Annotated in this window: 19 protein-coding genes; 13 read left to right on the forward strand and 6 right to left on the reverse strand. The window is 58.4% G+C overall.

Annotated features, from left to right (window positions below):
• The first annotated feature begins 127 nt into the window (after positions 1-127).
• The 5 genes from E4T21_RS15145 (at position 128) to E4T21_RS15165 (ending at position 6,318) form a co-directional block, all read left to right on the forward strand.
• Entirely contained in the window at positions 128-970 is an 843-nt protein-coding gene (locus tag E4T21_RS15145; protein WP_149285852.1) for an ABC transporter ATP-binding protein, read from the forward strand.
• Between the two features lie 33 nt (positions 971-1,003).
• Complete coding sequence (locus E4T21_RS15150) at positions 1,004-1,948, forward strand: sucrase ferredoxin (RefSeq protein ID WP_149285853.1); 945 nt, start codon at positions 1,004-1,006, stop codon at positions 1,946-1,948.
• Between the two features lie 85 nt (positions 1,949-2,033).
• Entirely contained in the window at positions 2,034-2,813 is a 780-nt protein-coding gene (fhuF, locus tag E4T21_RS15155; RefSeq protein ID WP_149285854.1) for a siderophore-iron reductase FhuF, read from the forward strand.
• 13 nt (positions 2,814-2,826) lie between these two features.
• The gene (locus E4T21_RS15160) at positions 2,827-3,825 is read left to right on the forward strand and encodes an AraC family transcriptional regulator (protein ID WP_149285855.1); all 999 of its coding nucleotides are present in this window, start codon (positions 2,827-2,829) and stop codon (positions 3,823-3,825) included.
• Positions 3,826-4,182: 357 nt separating this feature from the next.
• The gene (locus E4T21_RS15165) at positions 4,183-6,318 is read left to right on the forward strand and encodes a TonB-dependent siderophore receptor (RefSeq protein ID WP_149285856.1); all 2,136 of its coding nucleotides are present in this window, start codon (positions 4,183-4,185) and stop codon (positions 6,316-6,318) included.
• Between the two features lie 44 nt (positions 6,319-6,362).
• Here E4T21_RS15165 and E4T21_RS15170 read toward each other — a convergent pair whose 3' ends face one another.
• The 3 genes from E4T21_RS15170 to E4T21_RS15180 are packed head-to-tail and all read right to left on the reverse strand — an operon-like array spanning position 6,363 to position 8,826.
• A complete protein-coding gene (locus E4T21_RS15170; protein WP_149285857.1) occupies positions 6,363-7,295 on the reverse strand; it encodes a 5-oxoprolinase subunit C family protein in 933 nt (310 codons plus the stop codon).
• The gene (gene pxpB, locus E4T21_RS15175; protein ID WP_149285858.1) at positions 7,292-8,044 is read right to left on the reverse strand and encodes a 5-oxoprolinase subunit PxpB; all 753 of its coding nucleotides are present in this window, start codon (positions 8,042-8,044) and stop codon (positions 7,292-7,294) included. Before pxpB ends, E4T21_RS15170 begins: the two co-directional genes overlap by 4 nt.
• 38 nt (positions 8,045-8,082) lie before the next feature.
• Positions 8,083-8,826: a 5-oxoprolinase subunit PxpA gene (locus E4T21_RS15180; RefSeq protein ID WP_149285859.1), complete on the reverse strand. Its 744-nt coding sequence runs from the start codon at positions 8,824-8,826 to the stop codon at positions 8,083-8,085.
• A gap of 380 nt (positions 8,827-9,206) precedes the next feature.
• Between E4T21_RS15180 and E4T21_RS15185 the strand changes: the two genes are divergently transcribed.
• From E4T21_RS15185 to E4T21_RS15195, 3 genes are all read left to right on the forward strand, one after another.
• Positions 9,207-10,178, forward strand: a complete 972-nt coding sequence (locus E4T21_RS15185; RefSeq protein ID WP_149285860.1) for a TRAP transporter substrate-binding protein — start codon at positions 9,207-9,209, stop codon at positions 10,176-10,178.
• Between the two features lie 90 nt (positions 10,179-10,268).
• Positions 10,269-10,859, forward strand: coding sequence for a TRAP transporter small permease (locus tag E4T21_RS15190; RefSeq protein ID WP_149285861.1), 591 nt, complete (start codon positions 10,269-10,271; stop codon positions 10,857-10,859).
• Between the two features lie 80 nt (positions 10,860-10,939).
• A complete protein-coding gene (locus tag E4T21_RS15195; protein ID WP_149285862.1) occupies positions 10,940-12,244 on the forward strand; it encodes a TRAP transporter large permease in 1,305 nt (434 codons plus the stop codon).
• 191 nt (positions 12,245-12,435) lie between these two features.
• On the opposite strand, the gene E4T21_RS15200 is transcribed toward E4T21_RS15195, so the two are convergent.
• Entirely contained in the window at positions 12,436-13,047 is a 612-nt protein-coding gene (locus E4T21_RS15200; RefSeq protein WP_149285863.1) for a superoxide dismutase, read from the reverse strand.
• 226 nt (positions 13,048-13,273) lie between these two features.
• On the opposite strand from E4T21_RS15200, the gene E4T21_RS15205 reads away from it, so the two are divergent.
• The 5 genes from E4T21_RS15205 to E4T21_RS15225 all read left to right on the forward strand — a co-directional run bounded on the left by E4T21_RS15205 (position 13,274) and on the right by E4T21_RS15225 (position 18,428).
• Positions 13,274-14,041 (forward strand): ATP-binding cassette domain-containing protein, encoded by a 768-nt coding sequence (locus tag E4T21_RS15205; RefSeq protein WP_149285864.1) that lies wholly within the window; start codon positions 13,274-13,276, stop codon positions 14,039-14,041.
• Between the two features lie 82 nt (positions 14,042-14,123).
• Positions 14,124-15,026, forward strand: a complete 903-nt coding sequence (locus E4T21_RS15210; protein ID WP_240349168.1) for an iron-siderophore ABC transporter substrate-binding protein — start codon at positions 14,124-14,126, stop codon at positions 15,024-15,026.
• A complete protein-coding gene (fhuB, locus tag E4T21_RS15215) occupies positions 15,019-17,028 on the forward strand; it encodes a Fe(3+)-hydroxamate ABC transporter permease FhuB (RefSeq protein WP_149287250.1) in 2,010 nt (669 codons plus the stop codon). Before E4T21_RS15210 ends, fhuB begins: the two co-directional genes overlap by 8 nt.
• A gap of 239 nt (positions 17,029-17,267) precedes the next feature.
• Complete coding sequence (locus E4T21_RS15220) at positions 17,268-17,867, forward strand: peptide-methionine (S)-S-oxide reductase (RefSeq protein WP_149285865.1); 600 nt, start codon at positions 17,268-17,270, stop codon at positions 17,865-17,867.
• Positions 17,868-17,987: 120 nt separating this feature from the next.
• Positions 17,988-18,428: a universal stress protein gene (locus E4T21_RS15225; RefSeq protein WP_149285866.1), complete on the forward strand. Its 441-nt coding sequence runs from the start codon at positions 17,988-17,990 to the stop codon at positions 18,426-18,428.
• A gap of 228 nt (positions 18,429-18,656) precedes the next feature.
• Here the strand turns inward: E4T21_RS15225 and E4T21_RS15230 are convergent, their stop codons facing one another.
• Both E4T21_RS15230 and E4T21_RS15235 read right to left on the reverse strand, forming a co-directional pair.
• Complete coding sequence (locus tag E4T21_RS15230; RefSeq protein WP_187775009.1) at positions 18,657-20,765, reverse strand: TonB-dependent siderophore receptor; 2,109 nt, start codon at positions 20,763-20,765, stop codon at positions 18,657-18,659.
• A 121-nt stretch (positions 20,766-20,886) separates the two neighbouring features.
• Positions 20,887-22,572, reverse strand: coding sequence for a multidrug ABC transporter permease/ATP-binding protein (locus E4T21_RS15235; protein WP_149285867.1), 1,686 nt, complete (start codon positions 22,570-22,572; stop codon positions 20,887-20,889).
• Between the last annotated feature and the right edge of the window lie 128 nt (positions 22,573-22,700).

The raw sequence follows: 22,700 nt of genomic DNA on the forward strand, positions 1-22,700 counted from the left end.
CTTTCTCCACAGTCCCTCCACCACCCCCGTCCCCCACCTGCATTGAAAATGAGAACTTTTTGTCATAACGTGCCCGTCCTTGCCCTGATCTTTGCAGCCCTAACCTTTGCACCGACGAGCTCGATCCATGACCGTGTCACCGCCTTCTCACTCTCGCCTGCGAGGTGAACACCTGAGCGCCGGCTATGAATCCCGGCGAGTCCTGGATGGTGTCGACCTGGCGATTCCGGAAGGCAAGCTCACAGTGCTGCTTGGCCCCAACGGCAGTGGCAAATCAACCCTGCTCAAGACCCTGGCGCGGACACTCAAGCCCAGTGCTGGCCGGGTATTGCTCGATGGCGAAGACATTCATCGCAGCAGCACAAGAGAGGTGGCCCAGCGTCTGGGCATCCTGCCGCAAGGCCCCTCCGCTCCCGAAGGCCTGACAGTACGTCAATTGGTGACCATGGGACGCTTTCCCCATCAGCGCCTGTGGCGTCAGAATCGCAGCGAGGATGAGCGAGCCGTCGAGGAAGCCATGGCCTTTACCCATGTCACGGAATTCGCCGAGCGTAGTATCGATGCGCTATCAGGAGGGCAGCGTCAGCGCTGCTGGATCGCCATGGTGCTGGCCCAGGATACCGACCTGATTCTGCTGGACGAGCCGACGACCTTTCTCGACCTGAAGGTTCAGGTGGACCTGCTGGAACTACTGACCCGTCTGGCTCACGAACGTGGTCGCACCCTGCTGCTGGTGCTGCACGATCTCAACCTGGCGGCAGCCTATGCCGATGAACTGGTGATGATGCGTGACGGACGTATCCTCGAATGTGGCTCGCCAGAGGACGTCTTCACTTCAGACAACCTGAAGAAGGTGTTCGAGCTCGATGCCAGCGTCATCCGCGACCCGCACAGCGGCAGCCTGGTATGTGTTCCCTGCCTGCAGCACCGCCAGCCCCAGGTCGAACCCGCCACCGAGGCATCGGGATAACGCTAGAACGATGACAGAGGTTTTCCACGTTTCATGAGTCATACCTTCTGCACTGAACTCAGCCTTGATCAGGACGACCCACTGGCAGGCAGTGCTGCCCATGTCGAGCACAATCTGCTGATCAGTTGGCCGCGAGCCAAGTGGGCACGTAGCCTGCGCATCGCCGGCGATATGCCGGAAGCACTGAGCCAGCGCCTGGATGCCATTGCTGGCAATGGTCGTCGCATCAATCTGATTCACCGCCGCGGCATGCCAAGCCACCTGCACCGCATCTTCTTGATGCCTGAACGCCAGGCTTTTGATGTGCCCCGGGAGTCCCTGGAAGCCTTTCTCGATGCCTGGCAGGCGGGAAAACCTCTCGATAGCTGGTATCACGGCCCGGTGGACCAGGACCTGATGCTGTGCTGTACCCACGGCAAGAAGGACAAGTGCTGCGCCAAGTACGGCTACTCGGCCTACCGTGCATTGCACCAGGCGGCTCAGGAAGGCGAGCTACCTTTCGATGTCTGGGAATGTACTCATCTCGGCGGCTGCCGCCTGGCCGCCAGCTGTATCCTTCTGTCGCCGGTGCGCAAGTATGGACGCATCACTCCCGAGCAGGCTCGTCCGCTGCTCGAACATGAAGCCCAGGGGCAACGCTACCTGCCCTGCTATCGCGGCGATTCCCGGCTCAACCCGGTACAGCAATGCGCCCACCTCGCCGCTCTCGAGTACCTGTCCCGGCATGTGACGAATGATGTTCAACCTCACTTGAGCATCCACGATGACCAAGGGGATGAAGAACAACGCCAGGTGACACTGCACTGGCACATTCCTTCCAGCCAGGGACCAGCCGCCCAGGGAAAGATACGCATCACCTGCCAGGCCCTGACGATCATGCGCGTCGATACCTGCGCAGACCTGGACGAAGGCCCGACACCCAGCCTGGTATGGCGGGCTGGGCAAATGGAAGTCGTGGTTGAAGATCTGGTTGAGTGAAACACGGAACTATTTGATAACAATTCCCATTTAATCCATACTGCTCGGGCGCTGAATCTACAGGAAGTCCACCACGGAAAGTGCCATGACCACCGCGCTATCCCGCTTGTACTGCGGCCCGCTTGAGCAGTTGACGCCTCCCATCGTTGGCATCCCCGCCGATGCCTTGCCTGCTGAGCGTCTACTCGATACCCATGTGCTGGATGAGCTGCTTGAGCGCTACTCCGTGCACTATCAGAGCAGCGATATCAAGGCCATCACCTCGATCTGGTCGAAGTGGCATTTCTCTACTCTGGTAGTGCCCTACCTGGCCGCCAACCTGTTGCTGGAGCGCGATCTGCCCGTAGAACTCGACGACATGGCAGTGCTCATCAATGACGAAGGTTGCACCGCAAGCGTTGCCATCGCCCATGAAGGCAAGCCCCTGGACTCGCTGGATGCCTTCCAGCGCTTCGAGCGGCTGCTGCAAGGGCATGTATCACCACTGGTCGAGACGCTGTCCTGCATCAGTGGTGCAGCACCAAAGGTGTTCTGGAGCAACTTCGGCAACTATTTCGAATACTTTGTCGCCAACTTGGCCCACCACCCCATGGCTCTGCCCCATGTGGCGGACGAAGCCAAACGCCTGCTCGATCATCGGGTTTACCCGGATGGCCGCCGCAACCCGATGTTCATGCCGGTGCGTTATATGGAAGACGCCAGCGGCGAAGTCCAGCGTACCCGCCGACTCTGTTGCCTGCGCTATCGCATTCCGGAGTTTGGCTACTGCGGCAACTGCCCGTTGGATGAATGTGGCAAGGCCAAGGCGGGCAAGGCCCGATCTGGTAAGGCAGGGTCTGGCAAAGCCGTGGCAGTGAGTGGTTGAAGGCGTAGGCAGCATGGGGCTTTCGAAGGCAACCTTCACTGTCAAAGACTTTGTTGGCTTCGGCCAGCGTCATGGCATCGATTATGTGTTTGGTGATACCGACGCCGAAGACCTTTCCATCTTGAAAGGCCGAGTGGTCGAGGCACAGGTCCGGCCTGGCTGGCAACTGACCTTTTCCGATGTTGACGTCCTGCATTCCTATGCTTCCAGCTCGACCCGAACCGCACCGCTGTTCATCTGTGTCGTGCTGGAAGGCGTCATTGATGTGGCCATTGACCAGCGCCAACACCGCCTGAGCGCCGGAAGCGCACTTAGCGCCCGCCTGGCAGAACAGGTTGCCTTGTGCGTGCATCAGGCTGCCGGCCAGCGCCTGCGCACGCTCAATCTGTCACTCGATCAATCCGCCATTGCTGCTCTGGGTGACCATCCGGAGGTGGCGGCGTTACTGCATGCCGAGCGGCCCGATCTGCATATCTGGCCATTGCCTGGATTTCTGACCCCAGTGCTGGAGCAAGCTGTCCAGCTTCAGTCTCAACCCCGGTCTCAACCCCAGTCTCAGCCCCGGTCTCAGCTTCAGTCTCAACCCCGGCCTTCTGCCGGACAGCGCCAGTTGATGCTCGAGGCTATCTGCCTGCAATTGTTGTCCCATGGGCTCGCCTTCGTTCCCCACCAAAGGGACAGCAGCCTCTCTCCCACAGAACGCAAACGCCTGGAAGATGTTCGCCGTCATCTGCACGAGGATCCGGCACACGCCTGGAGCCTGGAGGAGCTGGCCACCCTGGCCTCGATGAGCTCCTCCAGCCTGCGCACCAAGTTCCAGCGCTGTTTCGCCACGTCGCTGTTCGATTACCTGCGCGAGCGTCGCCTGCTACTGGCTCATGAACTGCTGTCCCAGGGTACCAGTGTCCAGCAGGCTGCCTTTGCCTGCGGCTATGGCCACACCAGCAACTTCTCCACCGCTTTCCGCCGTCGCTTTGGCATCCCGCCCAGTGCCCTGGCCCAGCGCGCGTAGCTCATAGCTCATAGCTCGTAGCTCGTAGCTCGTAGCTCGTGGCTCGTGGCTCGTGGCTCGTAGCTCGTAGCTCGTAGCTCGTAGCTTGTGGCTTGTGGCTCGTGGCTCGTGGCTCGTGGCTCGTAGCTTGTGGCTCGTGGCTCGTGGCTCGTGGCTCGTGGCTCGTGGCTCAACCCTGTCATCACGCATAAGCCTCTTGTCACCGCGCATAACCGAGACTCAGTCACAAAATGTAATAATTCGCATTACCAAAACGCATCTCTAACACAACACTCCCGCGGCCTGGGCCTGATAGAAGCTGACAGGAAGTCCATCCATCCATGCTCTGGTGCCGTAACTGACTGGTAAGCGATACCCATGCCCGAACAACGACTGCCTTTCCCGCTCAAACCTGCGCTCGTAAAACTCAGCCCCGCATTGCTGGCCGCCAGTGTTGCCACGGCCTGCTCCTCGGTAGCCATGGCCCAAACGGTCTCCAGCGACAGCGAAGAGCTGTCCACCGTGACCGTGGTCGGCGACGCGGCCACCAAGACTAAAACACCATTCAACGAGACGCCTCAAGCCACCTCGGTGGTCAGCGCCGAAGACATCGAGCAGCGTGGCGCGGAAACCGTGCAGCGCGCGCTGGACTATACACCGGGAGCCTTCACCAATCAGATCGGTTCATCCAATCGCTACGACTACATCGTATTGCGGGGCTTCTCCGACGGTAGTGTTGGCAACACTTTCCTTGATGGCTTGAAGGTCATGGGTGATACCTCGGCCTACAGTTCACTAAGTATCGACCCGTACTTCCTAGAGTCCATTGAAGTGGTCAAGGGGCCTGCATCAGTCCTCTATGGCCGTGCTTCCCCAGGCGGTGTGGTAGCGCTATCGCGCAAGCGCCCTACTTTCGACGACAGTGGCGAGATTCAACTGGGCTTCGGCAATAATGCTCAGCGTGAAGCGGCATTTGATGTCAATGGCACCCTTGACGAGGAAAAGCGTGTGGCCTGGCGTGTCACCGGTAAAGGGCGTGCTGCTGATACCCAGTTTGACCACGTTGAAGAAGAAGGGTATTTCATCGCGCCCCAGCTCGCCTGGGATATCACCGATGCCACCACGCTGAATCTCTACGCTTACCTCTCTCGAGAGCCTGAAGGCGCCTACCATGCAGGCCTGCCCTATGAAGGCACCGTCAAGTCTCATGCCGGCCGCCATATCGACAACACCTTCTTCGAAGGCGAGGATGACTATGACAACTTCGAGCGTAACCAGGTATTGCTGGGTTATGAGCTTGAACATCGCTTCAGTGATGGTCTGACCGCTCGCCAGAACCTGCGTTATCTTGAGGCTGATGTCGAGCTGGACCAGGTCTATGCGTCCGGTTGGGCGAACGATACCGAGCTGTACCGCGGATACTCCGGAGCCGATGAATCACTGAAAGCCTGGACAGTCGATAACCAGTTGGAAGCCAACTTTGCCACGGGAGAGCTTCAGCACCGTGTACTGGCAGGTCTCGACTATCAATATCGTGACAATGATGTCAGTTGGTCCTACGGCACCTTCCCGACCATCGATGCATACAACCCGTCCTATGGTGCAGGTCCTGTAGGTGATCTGGTGGTCTACGAGGAAGGCCACCACAAACTGGAACAGACTGGAGTCTACCTGCAGGACCAGCTGCAGTGGGACCGCTGGCACCTGGCCATCGGCGGACGCTATGACTGGGTCAGCATCGATAACAACAACCGTATTGCGGATACCACCAGCTCTCTGGACGATACTCAGTTCAGCGGACGAGTCGGCCTGCTGTATGCTTTCGACAATGGTGTTTCACCCTTTGCCAACTACACCACGTCGTTCTCTCCTACCAGCCAGGCAGACGCCAACGGCGATCTCCTCGATCCAATGGAAGGCGCTCAGATGGAGGCCGGTGTCAAATACCAGCCCACCGGCACTCAGGACCAGTACTCCCTTGCCCTGTTCCATATCACTCAGGAAAACGTCGCTACCAAGCAGCCTGATGAACTGTACTTCCATGCTGTGGGCGAAATCGAATCCCAGGGCGTGGAGCTTGAGGCCCAGACTCAGTTGACCGACAGCTTCCGCCTCCACGCAGGCTATGCATTCACCGACGCTACTTACTCCAAGAGCGACAACCCCAGCGAGGAAGGTAATGAGATCATTGCCTCTCCCAGGCATATTGCTTCGCTTTGGGGCTACTACGAGGCACAGGACGGCCCCCTGGCAGGGTTGAATACCGGACTTGGAGTGAGGTATCACGCGGATATCCAGGCCGATCGCGCCAATACCGAGAAAGTGCCGGACTACACCCTGGTAGACGCTACCCTGGGTTACGACTTCAGCCATGTCGGCCTCAAGGGCGTTTCTGCACGCCTCAACGTCAACAACCTGCTGGACAAAGACTACGTGGCATCCTGCTACGACCTGAACTACTGCTACTTCGGTGCCGAACGCTCCGTCGAAGCCACCGTCAGCTACCAGTGGTAAGCACTCACGCACCTACACGAAGCATCATTGGAGAACACCAAACCCTAACTCGACCATAAAGCCAGCTGTGCAAGATACTCGCGCCGGGCCCGTTCTGGAGTAATTACCTGAAGCCGTATCGGCTGGCCTGGCATGCATTGCGCCAGCCTGGCACAGGACAGCGGTGTCAAAGCGCCCAGACGTGGGTAACCACCAATGGTCTGGCGATCGTTCATCAGGATGATCGGCTGACCATCTGGTGGTACCTGTACGGCGCCCAGCGGGATGCCTTCGGAAATGATGCCCTTCAGCGAACATGACAACTCTGGCCCGGTCAGGCGCATGCCCATGCGGTCGGCACGCTGGTCCAGGTGCCATGTGCTGTGGAAGACCTTGAACAGGCTAGTGCCTGAAAAAGCCGCCACTTGTGCCCCCGGCACCAGGTCAAGCGACAAGAGCTCACTGGCAACCGGTAACGGTGAGTTAGCTGCCGCTTCAGGTATTGTCCTGTGGCCTTGGGCCATCTGTACTCGAGGCTGCAATACATCGCCCACCGCCAGCGGCCGACCTTGTCCATCGAGCCCACCCAGCCCTTCACGCACAGTGCTCGATACACTGCCCATCACCGCTTCGGCCTGAATGCCTCCAGGCAAGGCCAGATAGGCTCGCAGGCCTCTCTCGGGGCGCTCGAAGGCAAGCTGCTGGCCCTTTGCCAGCACAAAGTGTCGTCCTGGCTTGATCGCCTGACCATCGATCTTCGCCTGTAGATCCGCCCCAGCCAGTGCCAGCGTCGTGTCGGCTTCTGCAACAAGCGTCAGTCCACCCACCATGATCTCGATGCCTGCGGCGTCCACTGCATTGCCCAGCAACCAGTTGGCCCACCCCAGCGCTACCCAGTCCAGGGCTCCGCCCTGAGTCACCCCGAGATGACGCACACCACTGCGCCCACCATCCACCACCAGGGCCATGGGCCCGACATGCTCCACTCTCAGTGTCATGGATTGACCTCTTCGGGTTGGGGCGTGGTGTCACCTCCCTGGGCAACGAAGGTGGCACGATCAATGGCGATGAAGCGTACGCGGTCTCCGGGCTGGAACAAGGTGTAGCCTTCTCTATTGCGGTCGAACAGCTTGACCGCGGTGCGCCCAAGCAGATTCCAGCCTCCGGGAGAGGTGGCGGGATAGATGGCCGTCTGGCGGTCAGCGATACCGACACTACCCGCCGCTACCTTCTGGCGCGGTGTCTTCAGCCGCGGCGTTGCCAAGGCCTCTTCGACCAGCCCCATGAAGCCATATCCAGGAGCGAAGCCAAGGGCAAAGACACTGTATTCATGCGCACAGTGACGAGCGATGATCTCATCACTGGAAACCTTCAAGCGCTCGGCAATACGCGGTAGTTCTGGCCCGACACTGGCGTCATACCACACGGGAATTTCATGCAGGGTCCCGCTTCCGGAAGCCAACGGCTCAAGCCTTGCCAGCGCTTGCCGCAAGCTGTGCCGGGCCTCGTCCAGGGACAGCCGTTCGATATCGACCTGCACCAGCACCGTGGTATAGGAAGGCACCACTTCCAAGGCTCGCTCCTGCAGGGTGTCGCGTACTGCCTTCACGGCAGCCAGCACCCAAGGCATGTGGGCTTCATCGATGGCATCAAACAGACGCAGGATCAGACTATCGAAGGCAACGGTTTCGATACGAACGGTTTCGATACGAGCAGTTTTGGTATCAACGACAGGATGTTTCTCCATAGGACAGGGGTTCAATTCCTTGTATTTATCGCCCCCCGCTAGAGGGCATCGAATGCCTGGCGAATGGCGCGCACGGCAGCCACGGAACTCTCGTTGTCGCCATGCACGCAAAGCGTATCAGCAAGCAGGTGCAACACGCTGCCATCGCGGGCACGGAGTGCCTCGCCCTTGGCCAGGGTCACGGCCTGGGCCACGATGGTCGCCTCGTCATGATGCACGGCCCCTGGTTCACGCCGAGACACCAGTTGTCCAGTGGGCTCATAGGCTCGATCGGCAAACACCTCGAACCACAGTGTCACGCCCTCTTCCTCAGCCAGGGCACGTACCGGCGCTATGTCAGCCGTGGACATCACCAGCAGGGGCAACGCCGGATCATAGGCTTTGACTGCGCGCATAGTGGCACGCAGGAGCTCATGGTTGGCGGCCATGTCGTTGTACAGGGCACCATGGGGTTTCACATAACTGACCCTTGTCCCTTCGGCCCGGCATACGCCATCGAGTGCACCAATCTGATACAGCAGCAGGTTCTCGGCTTCCTCGGCGGAAACGGCCAGACTGCGACGCCCGAAGCCGACCAGGTCGGGATAACCCGGGTGAGCACCGATACGTACGTCGCTGGCAACGGCATAACCGATGGTACGCCGCATCACATCCGGGTCTCCGGCATGAAAGCCGCAAGCAATATTGGCGCAGTCGATATAGGCCATGACATCCGCATCACGTCCCATTTTCCAGGCACCGAAGCTTTCGCCAACATCACAGTTGAGCAGTGGAATCGTCATGAGTCTATATCCTGTCAAAAAGACCATCCTGTCAAAAGACCATCCTGCCAAGGCCAGAAGCGCCTTATTGGGCAGCAAGCCATGAAGATGATGGAACATTGAATCTATTCTTCTCTCCCGGTCGCGTCCACTCAGGCATGGATTGTGCGTGACACTCGATGCCTGCACGTATGAAAAAGCGCTTGGCAGAGGAAGAGCGTTCATTCAGCGTAGAACGCGAGTGCCCACCCCTCGTGTTTGAATCCATGTAACGTCATGTGCAAAAGTCATATGCACCTAAAACAAGATCCAACAAGATCCAACAAGATCCAACAAGATCGTCTTCGACGACTAACCTGCTTCAATGATTGATCACGTCCAACGACAACAAAGGTGAATTCATGATCAAGCAGACAACGGCACTGGGACTGGCGACCATCCTGCTGATAGGGCCGGTGTACGCTACCGACTGGAACCTGGCCACCCCTTACGGCGATGCCAGCTTTCATACAGTCAATACCAAACAGTTTGCCGAGGATGTGCGTGACGCAACCGATGGTGAACTCAACATCAGCGTGCATTCCGGAGGCTCGCTGATCGGCCATGCAGAGATCAAGCCCTCCGTGCGCCGGGGCACCATCGAAGCGGGTGAAGTCTTCCTCTCGATTCTGTCCAATGAATCGCCCGTATTCGAACTCGATACCCTGCCCGGCCTGGCGGGAAGCTACGACCAGGCCTATGCCCTGTGGCAAGCCAGCAAACCCGTGATCGAGGAACTGTTCGCTGAACAGGGCCTCAAGCCTCTTTACGCCGTACCTTGGCCTTCCCAGGGCATCTACACCGATTTCGAGCTCAATGACCCATCTCAGTTCAAGGGCCTGCGAGTGCGCGCACCGAACATCAACACGCAGCGCCTGACAGAAAATCTCGGCGGCTTGCCAACCGAGACCGAAGAGGCCGATATTCCTACCGCGTTCTCCACCGGGCGCGTGGATGCCATGATCACTTCCGTTTCCACCGGCAAGTCCATGTCTGCCTGGGACTATATCTCCAACTTCAGCGATGCCAACCTGTGGATTCCCAAGAATATTATCTTCGTCAACCTGAAGGCCTTCGAACGCCTGGATGAAGAGACACAGCAAGCCGTTCTCGACGCAGCCGCCCAGGCCGAGGAGCGCGGCTGGGAAGCCAGCAAGACCGATGCTGCCATTGGTGCAGAAGCACTGAAAGAGCACGACATCACCATTACCACGCCCAACGACGCGGTGGCAGAAGCACTGCAGGCAGCGGGAGACAAGCTATTCGAGGACTGGGAGAAACGGGCAAACGATCAGGCCAAGGCATTGGTAGAGGATTACCGCTCTCGCCTGTAACAAATGCGCTAGCTGTCTGAAACGCTGCGCCGCATCGGTGCGGTGCAGCGTGATGCCAAGGTGGCGATAAAACGCCTGAGGAAGAGCCCGATGTCTTTTCGCTTGATGTTTCTCTACCGCCTGGGCGGCCTGGGGGCCGCCGTATCGATGGTCGCTATCTGTGCCCTGATCACCCTACAGGTGCTGTTCCGCCTGCTCGATGCCATTCTGGTACTGGTCGGCAGTTCCCGGATAGGGCTTGAAATCAGCGGTGTCTCGGAGCTGGCGGCCTTCCTGCTGGTGGGAGCCACGTTCCTCGGCATGGCCTACACCTTCACCCATCACGCCCATATCCGCATGTCGCTGATCATCCGGCGCCTGCCACGAGTGCTGCGCGTATGGAGCGAACTGTTCTGCTTGATCGTGGCGCTGTTGCTGAACCTGCTGCTGTGCTGGTCACTGTGGCAATTGATGCTGGAGAGCCTGGACTTCAATGATGTGTCTTCCGGCCTGCTGGCCATCCCGCTATGGATCCCCCAGCTAGTTCTGTTCACCGGCATGGCGTTGATGAGTCTGGCACTGCTGGAGGTGCTCTGGGCAACAGCCAGGACAGCGTTCACTGCGCCTGGCAGCTACCAGCCCATGGATGAGCACGATGTCGTCGATATTGAAGATCCTGCCTCTGAGGACAGAAGGCAGTGACAGAAAAGAGCACTGACAAGAACAAGACGCCGACAAGAACAAGACGCTAATAAGCACAAAATATAAGGAGCGCTGAATATATGCTGACCATCAGCCTCGTCACCCTTCTAGCCCTGGCGCTCCTGCTTGGCAGTGGTGTCTGGATAGCCTTCGCCCTGCTCGGCACGGGCTGGATCGTGCTGACACTGTTCTTCCCTCTGCCTGCCGGTCCCATCCTGGCATCTGACTTCTGGGGGGCCAGCTATGGCTGGGATCTGACGGCCCTGCCGATGTTCATCTGGATGGGGGAAATCCTGTTCCGCTCCGGGCTCGGCAACAACATGTTCCAGGCACTGGCCCCCTGGCTGGGGCGCATTCCTGGACGCCTGTTGCATTCCAACATCATCGGCAGTGGCCTGTTTGCTGCCGTTTGCGGCTCATCTGCCGCGACCTGTGCCACCGTAGGCAAGATGACGCTGCCGGAACTGAAGCAGCGCGGCTATGATGAACGGCTCGCCATCGGCACCCTGGCCAGTGCCTCGACCCTGGGCCTGCTGATCCCGCCTTCGATCATGATGATCGTCTATGGCGTAGTGACCGAACAGTCAATCTCACGCCTGTTCATTGCGGGGATCGGTCCGGGCCTGCTGCTGCTTGGCCTGTTCATGGCCTACGTCATTGGCTGGGCACTGCTGGTCGGCAACAAGCAAGGCAAGGTTGGCGAAGCGGTAGCGCCGATGCCACTGGCTCGGAAACTGCGCATCAGTCTGCAACTCCTGCCATTGCTGGCCCTGATCGGCGGTATCCTGGGCAGTATCTACGGAGGCATCGCCTCTCCCACCGAGGCCGCTGCCTGCGGTGTGGTGCTGTCGATGTTGATCGCCCGGGCCAATGGCCACTTCAACGCGATCATTTTCAAGGACGCCCTGTTCGCTGCGGTGCGCACTTCGTGCATGATCGCCTTCATCATCGCCGGCGCCTCTTTTCTTTCCTCTGCCATGAGCTTCACCCACCTACCGATGAATCTGGCTCAGCAAATCGGCGACCTTGGCCTGTCCCCGGCCATGCTGCTGGTGGTGCTGACACTGTTCCTGCTGGTTCTGGGCTGCTTTCTCGACGGAATTTCCCTGATCCTGCTGGTGACCTCGATCATCATGCCCGTGATTGAAACGGCCGGCTTCGACCTGATCTGGTTCGGCATCTATCTGGTGATCGTGGTCGAGATGTCTCAGATCACGCCTCCTGTAGGCTTCAACCTGTTCGTGATCCAGGGACTGACGGGAAAGGACATCATGGCCATCACCCGAGCAACAGTGCCATTCTTCGCCCTGATGATCGTCGCCATCATATTGATGAGCGTATTCCCCGGCATCGCCACCTACCTGCCCCAGGCAATGAGAGGCTGAGGTGCCCCAATACTCGCTTCCGTATTGCAAAAGAATAGCGTCAAGAAAATAGTGTCAAAAGCATAGCGTCAAAAACACCGCGGCCCCCGAAATGGGGGCCGCGGTACGGATGAGGACTCCACGCAGGAGCCCCTTTCCGGGGCACCGACACTCACACGAATGCGAGCGTCAGCTCAAGCGGTCGGCAATGCTCAGGCAGTGGCTGCCTCATAGCGACGCTCGACTTCGTCCCAGTCGACCACGTTGAAGAACGCAGCGATGTATTCCGGACGCTTGTTCTGGTACTTCAGGTAGTAGGCGTGCTCCCACACATCCAGGCCCAGGATCGGCGTGTTGCCGTTCATCAACGGGCTGTCCTGGTTGAGTGTGTTCTCGACGACCAGGCTACCGTCGGACTTGACGCTCAGCCAGGCCCAGCCGGAGCCGAAACGGGTCAGGGCAGCCTGAGTGAAGGCTTCCTTGAACGCTTCGAAGCCGCCCAGGTCCTTGTCGATGGCTTCAGCCACCTTGCTCTTGGGCTGACCACCACCATTCGGGGACATCACGGTCCAGAACATGGAGTGGTTGGAGTGACCACCACCATTGTTGATGACCGCCTGACGCTTGCCTTCCGGCACGCGATCCAGGTTGGCGATCAGCTCATCAACCGGCACGTCTTCCAGACCAGTACCTTCCAGAGCAGCATTCAGGTTGTTGATGTAGGTCTGGTGATGGCGACTGTGGTGAATCTCCATGGTCAGCGCGTCGATGGATGGCTCCAGAGCGTCGTAAGCGTAGGGTAGTTCGGGCAGCGTATGTGCCATGGTGATACCTCCTTCCATGTCAGAATTATTGGGTTGGGGGTTCATACTATAGGGAAGACGAAGTCTTCTCGCTACGCAGGTTCTACATAAAATCCTGAGGGTCCGGCACTTGCCGGTCATCGCTCAAGTAACGAACGGTGACGGAATTGACAATCTGCAGAAAATTGATAACCATTCCCATCTATTTTCCGCGACGTTCCAATACTCTTTCTTCAAGGAAGGTGCAATGTTCGACCTTCAGGCCGCCACCTTCGAGGTGCAGGGTAGAACCCTCCTGCACCCTACCAGTTTGCAGTTCGAGACAGGGCGCGTCCATGGCCTGATCGGACATAATGGCTCCGGTAAATCGACACTGCTCAAGCTGCTGGCCCAGCAACAACCGGCCAGCGCAGGAGATATCCACTTCGAAGGCAAGCCATTGAACGCCTGGGGCCGCCGTGCCTTCGCCCGAGAAGTCGCCTACTTGCCGCAACACCTCCCCAGTGCCGAAAGCCTGACCTGCCGTGAGCTGATTGCCTTTGGCCGTTACCCGTGGAAGGGCCTGCTTGGTCGCTCGCGCAAGGACGATATCGAGCACGTCGACAGGGCCATGGCCTTGACCCACACCGAAAGCTTCGCCGATCGCATGGTGGACACGCTCTCCGGTGGCGAACGCACCCGGGTCTGGCTGGCCATGCTGCTGGCCCAGGGCAGCCGCCTGTTGTTGCTCGACGAGCCCCTGGCCGCTCTGGATATCGCCCATCAGGTCGAGGTCATGTCGCTGGTCAGGAAACTGTCGCGAGAACTCGGATTGGGCGTCATTATCGTGCTCCACGACATCAACATGGCCTCGCGCTACTGCGACCGCCTGGTGGCGCTGCACACGGGGCGAGTCATCGCCGAAGGCAGCCCGACCACCTTGATGCGCAGCGACCTGTTGGAAGATATCTATGGCATTCCCATGCAGGTCATGCCGCACCCCTCCGGGGAACATAGCGTTGCCCTCGTTCATTAAAGGCGGCTCATTGGCCGGATCATTGGATCAGCCGATTGAGTGAGATCACTGAAACCGCCTTGTGCATTGGTTGGAATATCTTGTGCTCCCTATATCGCATCAACAGCTGTCGCGTACCGGGCGCCTGGTGACACTGGCCTGTCTGGCAATCAGCCTCGCCAGCACCAGTGTCTTCGCCTCGCCACGCATTGCCAGTCTCGACTGGACACTGGCCGAAACCCTGATTGCCCTGGAGGCTCCTCCGGTCGCTCTAGCACAAGTCACCGACTACACCAGTTGGGTTGGGGAGAATGTACCGACGGAGGTCACCGATATAGGGCTGCGCAGCCAGCCCAACATGGAGCTGCTGGCGGAATTGGCCCCCGAGGCGATCGTCCTTACCCCTATGTTCGCCAATCTGGTTCCCAAGTTGCAGGCCATTGCGCCAGTGGTCACCTATGAGTTCTATCGTCCTGACAAGCCACTGTGGCCCCAACTGGAAAGCATGACTCGCCGGCTTGGCGAACAGAGTGGACAGCGAGAACAGGCCGAAGCCCTGATCCGGAACAGCGAAGCGGATATCGAGGCACTCAAGGGACGGCTCAATGCCAGCCAGCAGCCACTGCTCGTGGTGCAGTTCATGGATGCTCGTCACGTCCGTATCTTCGGCAATGGTTCATTGTATGACGCCGTCATGCAGCGACTGGGACTGACCAACGCCTGGCCAGAGAAGCCCAATGCATGGGGCTTCAACCTGGTCGGTATCGAACAATTGGCCAAGTTCCATGATGCGCGCCTGGTCATCGTGGAGCCTCGACCAGCCGGCGTAGAGGAAGAACTTGAGCGCAGTGGCCTGTGGCATCAGTTGGGTAGCGTCCAGCGTGGCGACACCCTGATACTTCCTCCTGTGTGGAGTTTCGGTGGCCTGCCCTCTGCCAGGCGGTTTGCCCATGTACTGGTCGATGCCATGACAGCCACCACGGAGACGGCTCATGACGATGCCTGATCGACTGGCGCCCTCCGCGTCTCCTCGTCTTGCCTCTCCTTCCCGGGCCACCCTGCTGCTGTTGATCGTATGCATTGGCAGTGCCTTGCTGTCCCTGGCACCATTGGGTGGTGTCAGCGCGGCACTCTCCGAGCTGTTTTCGCTGAGTTCCAGTGAGCCCGAATCGCTGGTGCTGCATTTCAGCTGGTGGCCTCGCCTGAGCATGTCACTGCTGGCCGGAGGCGCTCTGGCCCTGGCGGGTGTGCTGATGCAACAGGTACTGCGCAACCCGCTGGCAGCCCCCACCACGTTGGGTGTGGCCAGCGGCGCCAACCTGGCGCTGATGGTCGCGACACTGTTCGCCCCGGGGCTACTGGTGCTGGGTCGTGAGTGGGTAGCCCTGGCCGGAGGAGCCGCTGCCATGGCACTGGTCTTCGCCTTGGCTTGGCGACGAGGCCTGTCGCCCGGCGTTGTGGTACTCGGTGGACTGGTGGTCAACCTCTATTTCGGCGCCTTGAGTGTTGTGCTGCTGCTATTCAATCAAGAGAGCCTCAGTGGACTGATGGTGTGGGGTGCCGGTTCCCTGGCCCAGAACGGCTGGGGAGAAGTCTGGTATCTGTTACCCCGCGTCGTCATCGCTGGCCTGGCTGCCGTTTGGCTGATGCGGCCACTGGCATTGCTCGAACTCGATGACGCCAGCGCCAGAAGCCTGGGCGTTTCACTCAAGTGGCTACGTCTGGGCGGACTGGGTCTGGCGATCTTCATTACTGGTTGTGCTGTCGCCAGTGTCGGCATCATTGGTTTCATTGGTCTGGCGGCCCCTAATATCGTGCGTCTGGCCGGAGCCCGCCGGCTCGGTCAGCGCCTTTTGTGGTCCACCCTTCTTGGTGCCTTGCTGCTGGCCACCACCGACCTGTTGCTGCAAGGCCTGTCGGGGCAATTACCGACTTTGATTCCCACCGGTGCCACCACGGCAGCCTTGGGCGCCCCCCTGCTGTTGTGGTTGATCCCACGCATTCGCTTGGCAGCACAACGCCCCCCCACGGCAACCCAGTCACTGGGGCACCGCTATCCGTTGCCCTGGCGACGTATTGGCGGTTTTGCCGTATTGCTCGGCGTGGTCGCTGTGATCAGCCTGGTAATCGGCCGCAGCAGTGATGCCATGGGCCAGTATCACTGGCAACTGACCCTATCTCCCGAAGTGCTGGAATGGCGCTGGCCACGCATGCTGGCTGCTGCCGGAGCAGGCGTGCTGCTAGCCATCGCAGGAACCCTGATCCAGCGAATCACTGCCAATCCCATGGCCAGTCCTGAACTACTCGGTATCAGTGGCGGCGCAGCCATTGGCCTGATCGTCACCGTTTTCCTGGTGCCAGGACCCAGCAACCTTGTACTGATCGCAGCCGGCACCCTGGGCGCCTTGGCTACTCTGTTGCTACTGGTGGTACTTAATGCACGCAGTGGTTTCCAGCCAGAACGCCTATTGCTGTGCGGGGTTGCGATCACTGCCCTGTTCGATGCGGTGCGTTCGATCATCCTGGCGGGAGGCGACCCACGCGGCCAGCAGGTCATTGCCTGGCTGTCGGGTTCCACCTACTACATCGAGCCGGGCTCTGCCTTGATCGTCGTGACCGCTGCCATCATCTTCGCACTGGCCGTCATTCCGCTATCACGCTGGCTCGATATCATGCCTTTGGGAGCGGCGACATCCCGGGCGCTTGGCATTCAGGTGGAAAAAGCGCGCCTGGGCCTGTTAATCCTGGTCGCCATACTCACCGCCTGCGCCACACTGGTAGTGGGTCCACTCTCCTTCGTCGGCCTGCTGGCTCCGCATATGGCACGCATGCTGGGCCTGGCCCGGGCCCGCTTCCACCTGATCGGAGCCGGCCTGGTCGGTGCTGTGCTGATGGTGCTGGCCGACTGGCTTGGACGCCAGTTGATGTTCCCCCAGGAAATTCCTGCAGGCCTGATCGCATCCTTGATTGGTGGTGGCTATTTCATGTGGGGGCTGAGAAAGCTTTAGCAATCCGCCTAGGCTCCACACGTCCAGATCACTGTAGATCCAACTGAGCAGCGGGGCTTGCCTTCAACAGAAGACAGCCCCGCTTTTTCATAGCTGGCGAATTCATTGCTGGCGAAAGGGTCTCTCTGTAAGGCTTTGCCTCTCAATGACGACAGACTTTTCTGTCCCCGATGCAATCTACCCTCGATACAACCTGTCCTCGATACAACCTGCCCCCGATAACTGGAAGGTGACGAGCCATGATCTCAGATGCTTACCATGATGAAGCTTCAGCCGTAGCGTTATCTCGGGTCGCCTTTGGCGGCAACTGCTATTGGTGTACGGAAGCGGTGTTTCAGTCATTGCTTGGCGTGGAGAAAGTCGAACAAGGCTTCGTGGCCGCACAAGGCGGCAGTGATCATGATGTAGATAGCGATCATGATGGAGAAGCAGAAGCGTTTTCCGAAGCGGTCATTGTCCACTTCGACCCCATGGCGATTTCTCTCGCCACCCTGGTCGAGATCCACCTGCATACCCACCACTGCACCGCCCAGCACAGCATGCGCCAGCAATTTCGCTCTGCCGTGTATGTCTTTGATGAACAGCAAGATATTGAAGCCAGGTACATATTGAATGAGCTGCAGGCAGACTTCAGTGCGCCTCTCATTACCCAGGTACTGCCGTTTGCCAGCTTTCGCCCATCCAAGGAGCGATGCCAGAACTATTTCTACAGCAACCCTCAGCGTCCTTTCTGTGAGCGCTGGATCACGCCCAAACTGCGTATTCTCCTGGACAGGTTCAGCCAACAGGCAGACCAGCAGCGGCTAGCCAATGCCGGGCTGGAGATCGACAAGGACTGATCCTGTCTTCAAGGCGTGTCGTCGGGGATTTACTGAAAGAACTTGTCCCAGATCACTTTTGTGCCCAAACAGGCCAACTAGACTCAAAGAACATTGACTGACAAGAGAGGCACCCAAGTCATGTTCAAATCCATTCTCGTTCCTCTAGATGGCTCTGAATATTCACGCCTGGCTCTCAACGTGGCCTGCAAGCTTGTCTCGCCGGAGGGTGGCCAGATCGTTCTCTTGCATATCCCCGAACCCCTGCCCAACGAACCCCTGTTGATCTGGGGATTGATTGCCGTTCCCATGGGAGCCACGCAAGAGCAACGCGATCAGGCCGGCCAGAAACTGCTGGATCGTGCCATCGATGCCGCTCGAGCAGAGGGAGTTGAAACCATCACACCAATGCTCGTACACGGAGATCCCCGCCTGGTCATTCTGTCGGCAGCCAAGGAAAAAGGCGTCGAGGCCATCGTGATGGGTAGCCGTGGGCTCAGTGATATCAAGGGCTTGATGGTCGGCAGTATTGCCCATAAAGTCAGCCACTCTGCTGAGTGTCACGTCATTACCGTGCATTAGTGATTAGCGTACCTTCATGACATACCCCTCCCTATGGCAGTCGGGGTGATGATGTTCGAGAAAAGCTCGAAACAGAAAAAAGCCCGGTCCTGAGGGTATCAGGGCCAGGCTTTCTCGGCAGATCGGAAAATTCGCTCTGGGAAATTTCCCCTTTGCAGTCCTCTTTAAAGGTCATGCCATTTAAACGTCATGCCTTCTAGAAGTTGTACTTTTTAAAAGTTGTACTTTTTAAAAATTGTACCTCAGGCTACCAACCACGCTGCGTCCCTCACCGTAGTAGCACCAGTAGTCACAACCGCTGACATACTCCTCATCGGTCAGGTTGTTGACGTTGACCTGAGCGGTCCAGCTTGGCGTGATGTCATAACGCAGCTTGGCATCCACCAGGGTGTAGTTGTCCACCTTGGTGTCCGAGTTGACCGGGTTGTCCACACTCTCTCCGACGTAACGCACGCCACCACCGACATTGAGACCATGCAGCGCGCCTGGGAACGCGTAATCCAGCCACACAGAGGCCTGGTTGCGCGGAATCAGACCGGCACGCAGGTCCTTGTTTTCGCTTTCGCTACCGACATCGATCCTGACATCGTTATAGGTATAGGCGGCGGTGAGCTTGAGGTCGTCGGTCAAGTAACCCACACCTTCGATTTCAAAGCCCTGTGACTGACGCTCTCCGCCCTGGCGGTTGCTGGACTCGCCACTGGCATACAGCGTGTCGCTCTCGGTGAGGTCAAACACCGACGCCGTGACATAGCCGTCCAGCCAGTCCGGTGCATACTTCACCCCCAGTTCCCACTGTTTGCCTTCGCTGGGCTTATAGGCCTTGCCATCCGGGTCACTGCCGACGATGGGGTTGAAGGACTCGCTATAGCTCAGGTAAGGCGAAATACCGTAATCGCCCAGGTACATCACACCACCGGAGAACGATAGATTATCGTCCGAGGCGTCTTGGTTGGCCCCATCCTTGACGCGGTTCTTGGTATCGACACTGTCATGGCGCAGACCGGCGAGGAAGATCCAGCGATCGTCCAGACGCAGTTGGTTCTGCAGATACACCCCGATCTGGCGCTTGCCTTCCTCGTGCTCGGCGGCTGAATCGCGATCCGCTGGCGTGAAGTTGCCGTACTGTGGGTCGAAGATATCGATGGGATCGCCAAAGGCGAAATTGTCGAGGTTGTCGTAATTGATATCGAGGTGCTGGTAGTCCACCCCTACCAGCAGCGTGTTCTCGAGGCGATCGGTATACCAGCGCCCTATGGCGCGGTTGTCGACGGTAAGCGCATCGTAGTCGCCATCACGATAGGTCAAGCCACGCTGGGCCAGGCGACCATCAGGCTCAGTCAAATAGGAAACATAGACGTCACGTTCAAGCAGGTTCAGCTCGCTGTAGCGCAGGTTCTGGTGCAGTTCCCAGGTATCATCAAGCTGGTGGGTCAATTCATAGCCCAGCGACCATTGTTCGTGCTCCTGGCGCTCATAATCGGGTTCGCCCAGGTTGTCTTCCGGGTCGAGGCGCCCGAACGGTGTATCGTTGACTGTGCCATAGGGCAGCTTGAAGCCATTGGTCGGGGTGCCATGATCCTTCAGGTAACTGGCCAGGAAGGTGATCGAGGTATCTTCATTGATATCCCACGCCAGGCTCGGTGCCCAGTAGACTCGCTCATTATCGGCATCGTCGATCTCACCGTCTTCTGAACGGAACAGCCCTACCACGCGATAACGCACGCTGCCATCGTCGGCCAAGGGGCCGGAGCTGTCGATGCCCACCTGCTGATGATCATTGGTGCCGTACTGCAGCTCGATCATGTTCTGCTGTTCTTCGGTCGGGCGCTTGCTGATGGCGTTGATGACACCACCGGGAGGCGCTTCACCATAGAGGATCGAAGCTGGCCCCTTGAGCAGCTCGACACTCTCCAGGCCGAAGGGCTCTGTGCTCCACCAGAAATACCCCGCCTCCCGAAACTGGCGCAGGCCATCCTGGTAGGTGGAATCTTCTGCATTGAAACCGCGAATGAAGAACCAGTCGGCCTTGTTGTCCTGGCCATAGGGTGCAGACAGCACGCCACTGCGATAGCGAAAGACTTCGTCGTACTTGTTGACAGCATGGTCGTCGAGCTCTTCCCGAGACACCTGGGAAGTGGAACGCGGGGTCTCGAGAACCGGCATGGCAACCTTCAGTGCCGTTCCTGTCACGACGATGGTGTCACTTTCCATGTCCGTGACATTCGCATCCTGGGCCAGGGCCGGTGCTGTCAGGCTCAACAGGGAAATCCCCAAGGCACGGCGCACAGCCATGCTCAGTGGGTGCAGCTTGGGACCAGGAGCAAGAGAATTCATTGGAGGAGCGCCTCGATAGCCGGAAATGCGACAGCGAAAACTTGACGTTTTGTTACATTTTTCCGGCATGCTAATCATTTTTATTTAAAGGCGCAAATCCATCCCTTTTACATTTTTGAATTCAGCTCTCCGGTGATACCTGGCCATCCAGGCGTGCCACGGCATCTCGTGAGGCCAATTCACGATGGTGGCCAGTCAATTCTGTGAGATGTCCGGCCCGCATCTCGAACAGGCGGTCGGCATGCTGAAAATAGTGGTCATCGTGGCTGATGGCGAACACCGTCTTGCCCATGTCTTTCAAACGCGGCAGCAGGTCGCGATAGAAGAAACGCCGGAACTGTGGGTCCTGGTCCGCAGCCCACTCATCGAGGAGCAGGATGTCACGCTCCTCGGCCACCGCCATCAACAGCGCCAGGCGCTTGCGTTGCCCCTGGGAAAGCTCCGGGTTGGTCACTTGCTGGCCATCGAAGTGAAGCTTTTCACGCAGCCCCAGCGCCTCCAGCCAATCTTCTACCAGGGCCGGATCGGCCTTTTCTCCATCAGGTCCTATCAAGCGATCGAACTGATGAAAATCAGTGAACACCGCCGAGAAACGCTGACGATAGCGTTCCCCGGATTCCTCCTCTGTGCCCACCTCTCGGTCATCTACTCGAATCGTGCCAGCCTGGGGGCGATAGAGACCCGTCAGCAACTTGGCCAACGTCGATTTTCCGCTGCCATTACCACCGATCAGGAACACCAGCTCTCCACGATGCAGCGTGAGGTCGACAGGGCCTACCGCGAATCCTTCTGACGCTTCTTTACCTTGGTAGCAGAAACTTACTCCATCGAGCGTCAGGCGCTGCCACTTATCTCCAGCGCTCTCCTGCACCGCAAAACTCTCGTTTGGATCGGCCAGAGACAGCTGGCGCAGCTTGTGAAATGCGACCTGGGCGCTGAGCAGCGTCGGCAGCGCTCCTACCGCTGAAATCAGGGGGGTACGCAGAAACAACAACGTCAGCGCAAACGTCGCTGCCACTTCGGTGGTTGCCCAGCCAAGCCCATTGGCAAGAAAGAACACCACGCCAATGGCGCCCAGCATCATGATGTTCGACCAGTTGACGGCACTCAGGTGATAGGTGTCGGCACGAATCACATGATGGCGAAAATTCAGCGCGTCACGGTCGTATTGCTCTTCGAACATCCACCGTGCACGCCCACGGTTGAGAGCCAGCTCCTTGCGCCCCTCAATGACGGCGGCGTAATCACGATAGAGACGATCTTCAGTCGCCCTGGCCTTGGCCAAGTGCCGATAGACCTTGGCGACCAACCAGGAGCCGCCACCAATGGTGACAGCCACCCACAACGAAGTGACCGCAAGCATCCCCGATGAAAGCCAGCCAAGATACATGGCACAACCAAGCGTCAGCACCACCCCCTGCACCAGTTCCGGCAAGCGCACGAAAGCCAGGGTGATCGCGCGTAGATCGCTGGATAGACTGGCGAGAAGATCCGCACTACCAAGTCGTTCGAGCTGCTCCATATCGGTATCCAGAATCTGTTTGACCAGACGCCCGCGCAGGTCGTAGACAAAGTAATGGCCCAGCGTAGTCAAGGCCAGCTGGGACGCCAGAGTAATCGCCAGCAACACCACGATGATCCCGAGAAATGCTGGCAACACTCCCATGGGTGCACCGACATGTTCAATCAATCGATCATTGATGAAAGCGATAGTCCCGATCCCTAGCGCAGCACTGGCCAGGCTCAGCAGCATCACCGTGATGAACGGCCATCGATAATGGCGATAGACAACGCGCAGCAGCTCCAAGAGACTTCCCCATCAGGCGATATTATGCGAATGGTGAGCATTCTCTCTTACCCGCCTGATCATGAAAAGGTTTCTCATTCATTACGCATCAATCCCTATATGAACAAGGGATTACACAAAACCCATGG

It is taken from the genome of Halomonas binhaiensis (assembly GCF_008329985.2).
Taxonomy (GTDB): Bacteria; Pseudomonadota; Gammaproteobacteria; order Pseudomonadales; family Halomonadaceae; genus Halomonas; species Halomonas binhaiensis.

What these genes read in the sequence shown, in the direction of transcription:
- E4T21_RS15145 (WP_149285852.1), top strand. Translation starts at nt 128, where the DNA reads ATGACCGTGTCACCGCCTTCTCACTCTCGCCTGCGAGGTGAACACCTG.
- E4T21_RS15150 (WP_149285853.1), top strand. Translation starts at nt 1,004, where the DNA reads ATGAGTCATACCTTCTGCACTGAACTCAGCCTTGATCAGGACGACCCA.
- fhuF (WP_149285854.1), top strand. Translation starts at nt 2,034, where the DNA reads ATGACCACCGCGCTATCCCGCTTGTACTGCGGCCCGCTTGAGCAGTTG.
- E4T21_RS15160 (WP_149285855.1), top strand. Translation starts at nt 2,827, where the DNA reads ATGGGGCTTTCGAAGGCAACCTTCACTGTCAAAGACTTTGTTGGCTTC.
- E4T21_RS15165 (WP_149285856.1), top strand. Translation starts at nt 4,183, where the DNA reads ATGCCCGAACAACGACTGCCTTTCCCGCTCAAACCTGCGCTCGTAAAA.
- E4T21_RS15170 (WP_149285857.1), bottom strand. Translation starts at nt 7,295, where the DNA reads ATGACACTGAGAGTGGAGCATGTCGGGCCCATGGCCCTGGTGGTGGAT.
- pxpB (WP_149285858.1), bottom strand. Translation starts at nt 8,044, where the DNA reads ATGGAGAAACATCCTGTCGTTGATACCAAAACTGCTCGTATCGAAACC.
- E4T21_RS15180 (WP_149285859.1), bottom strand. Translation starts at nt 8,826, where the DNA reads ATGACGATTCCACTGCTCAACTGTGATGTTGGCGAAAGCTTCGGTGCC.
- E4T21_RS15185 (WP_149285860.1), top strand. Translation starts at nt 9,207, where the DNA reads ATGATCAAGCAGACAACGGCACTGGGACTGGCGACCATCCTGCTGATA.
- E4T21_RS15190 (WP_149285861.1), top strand. Translation starts at nt 10,269, where the DNA reads ATGTCTTTTCGCTTGATGTTTCTCTACCGCCTGGGCGGCCTGGGGGCC.
- E4T21_RS15195 (WP_149285862.1), top strand. Translation starts at nt 10,940, where the DNA reads ATGCTGACCATCAGCCTCGTCACCCTTCTAGCCCTGGCGCTCCTGCTT.
- E4T21_RS15200 (WP_149285863.1), bottom strand. Translation starts at nt 13,047, where the DNA reads ATGGCACATACGCTGCCCGAACTACCCTACGCTTACGACGCTCTGGAG.
- E4T21_RS15205 (WP_149285864.1), top strand. Translation starts at nt 13,274, where the DNA reads ATGTTCGACCTTCAGGCCGCCACCTTCGAGGTGCAGGGTAGAACCCTC.
- fhuB (WP_149287250.1), top strand. Translation starts at nt 15,019, where the DNA reads ATGCCTGATCGACTGGCGCCCTCCGCGTCTCCTCGTCTTGCCTCTCCT.
- E4T21_RS15220 (WP_149285865.1), top strand. Translation starts at nt 17,268, where the DNA reads ATGATCTCAGATGCTTACCATGATGAAGCTTCAGCCGTAGCGTTATCT.
- E4T21_RS15225 (WP_149285866.1), top strand. Translation starts at nt 17,988, where the DNA reads ATGTTCAAATCCATTCTCGTTCCTCTAGATGGCTCTGAATATTCACGC.
- E4T21_RS15230 (WP_187775009.1), bottom strand. Translation starts at nt 20,765, where the DNA reads ATGAATTCTCTTGCTCCTGGTCCCAAGCTGCACCCACTGAGCATGGCT.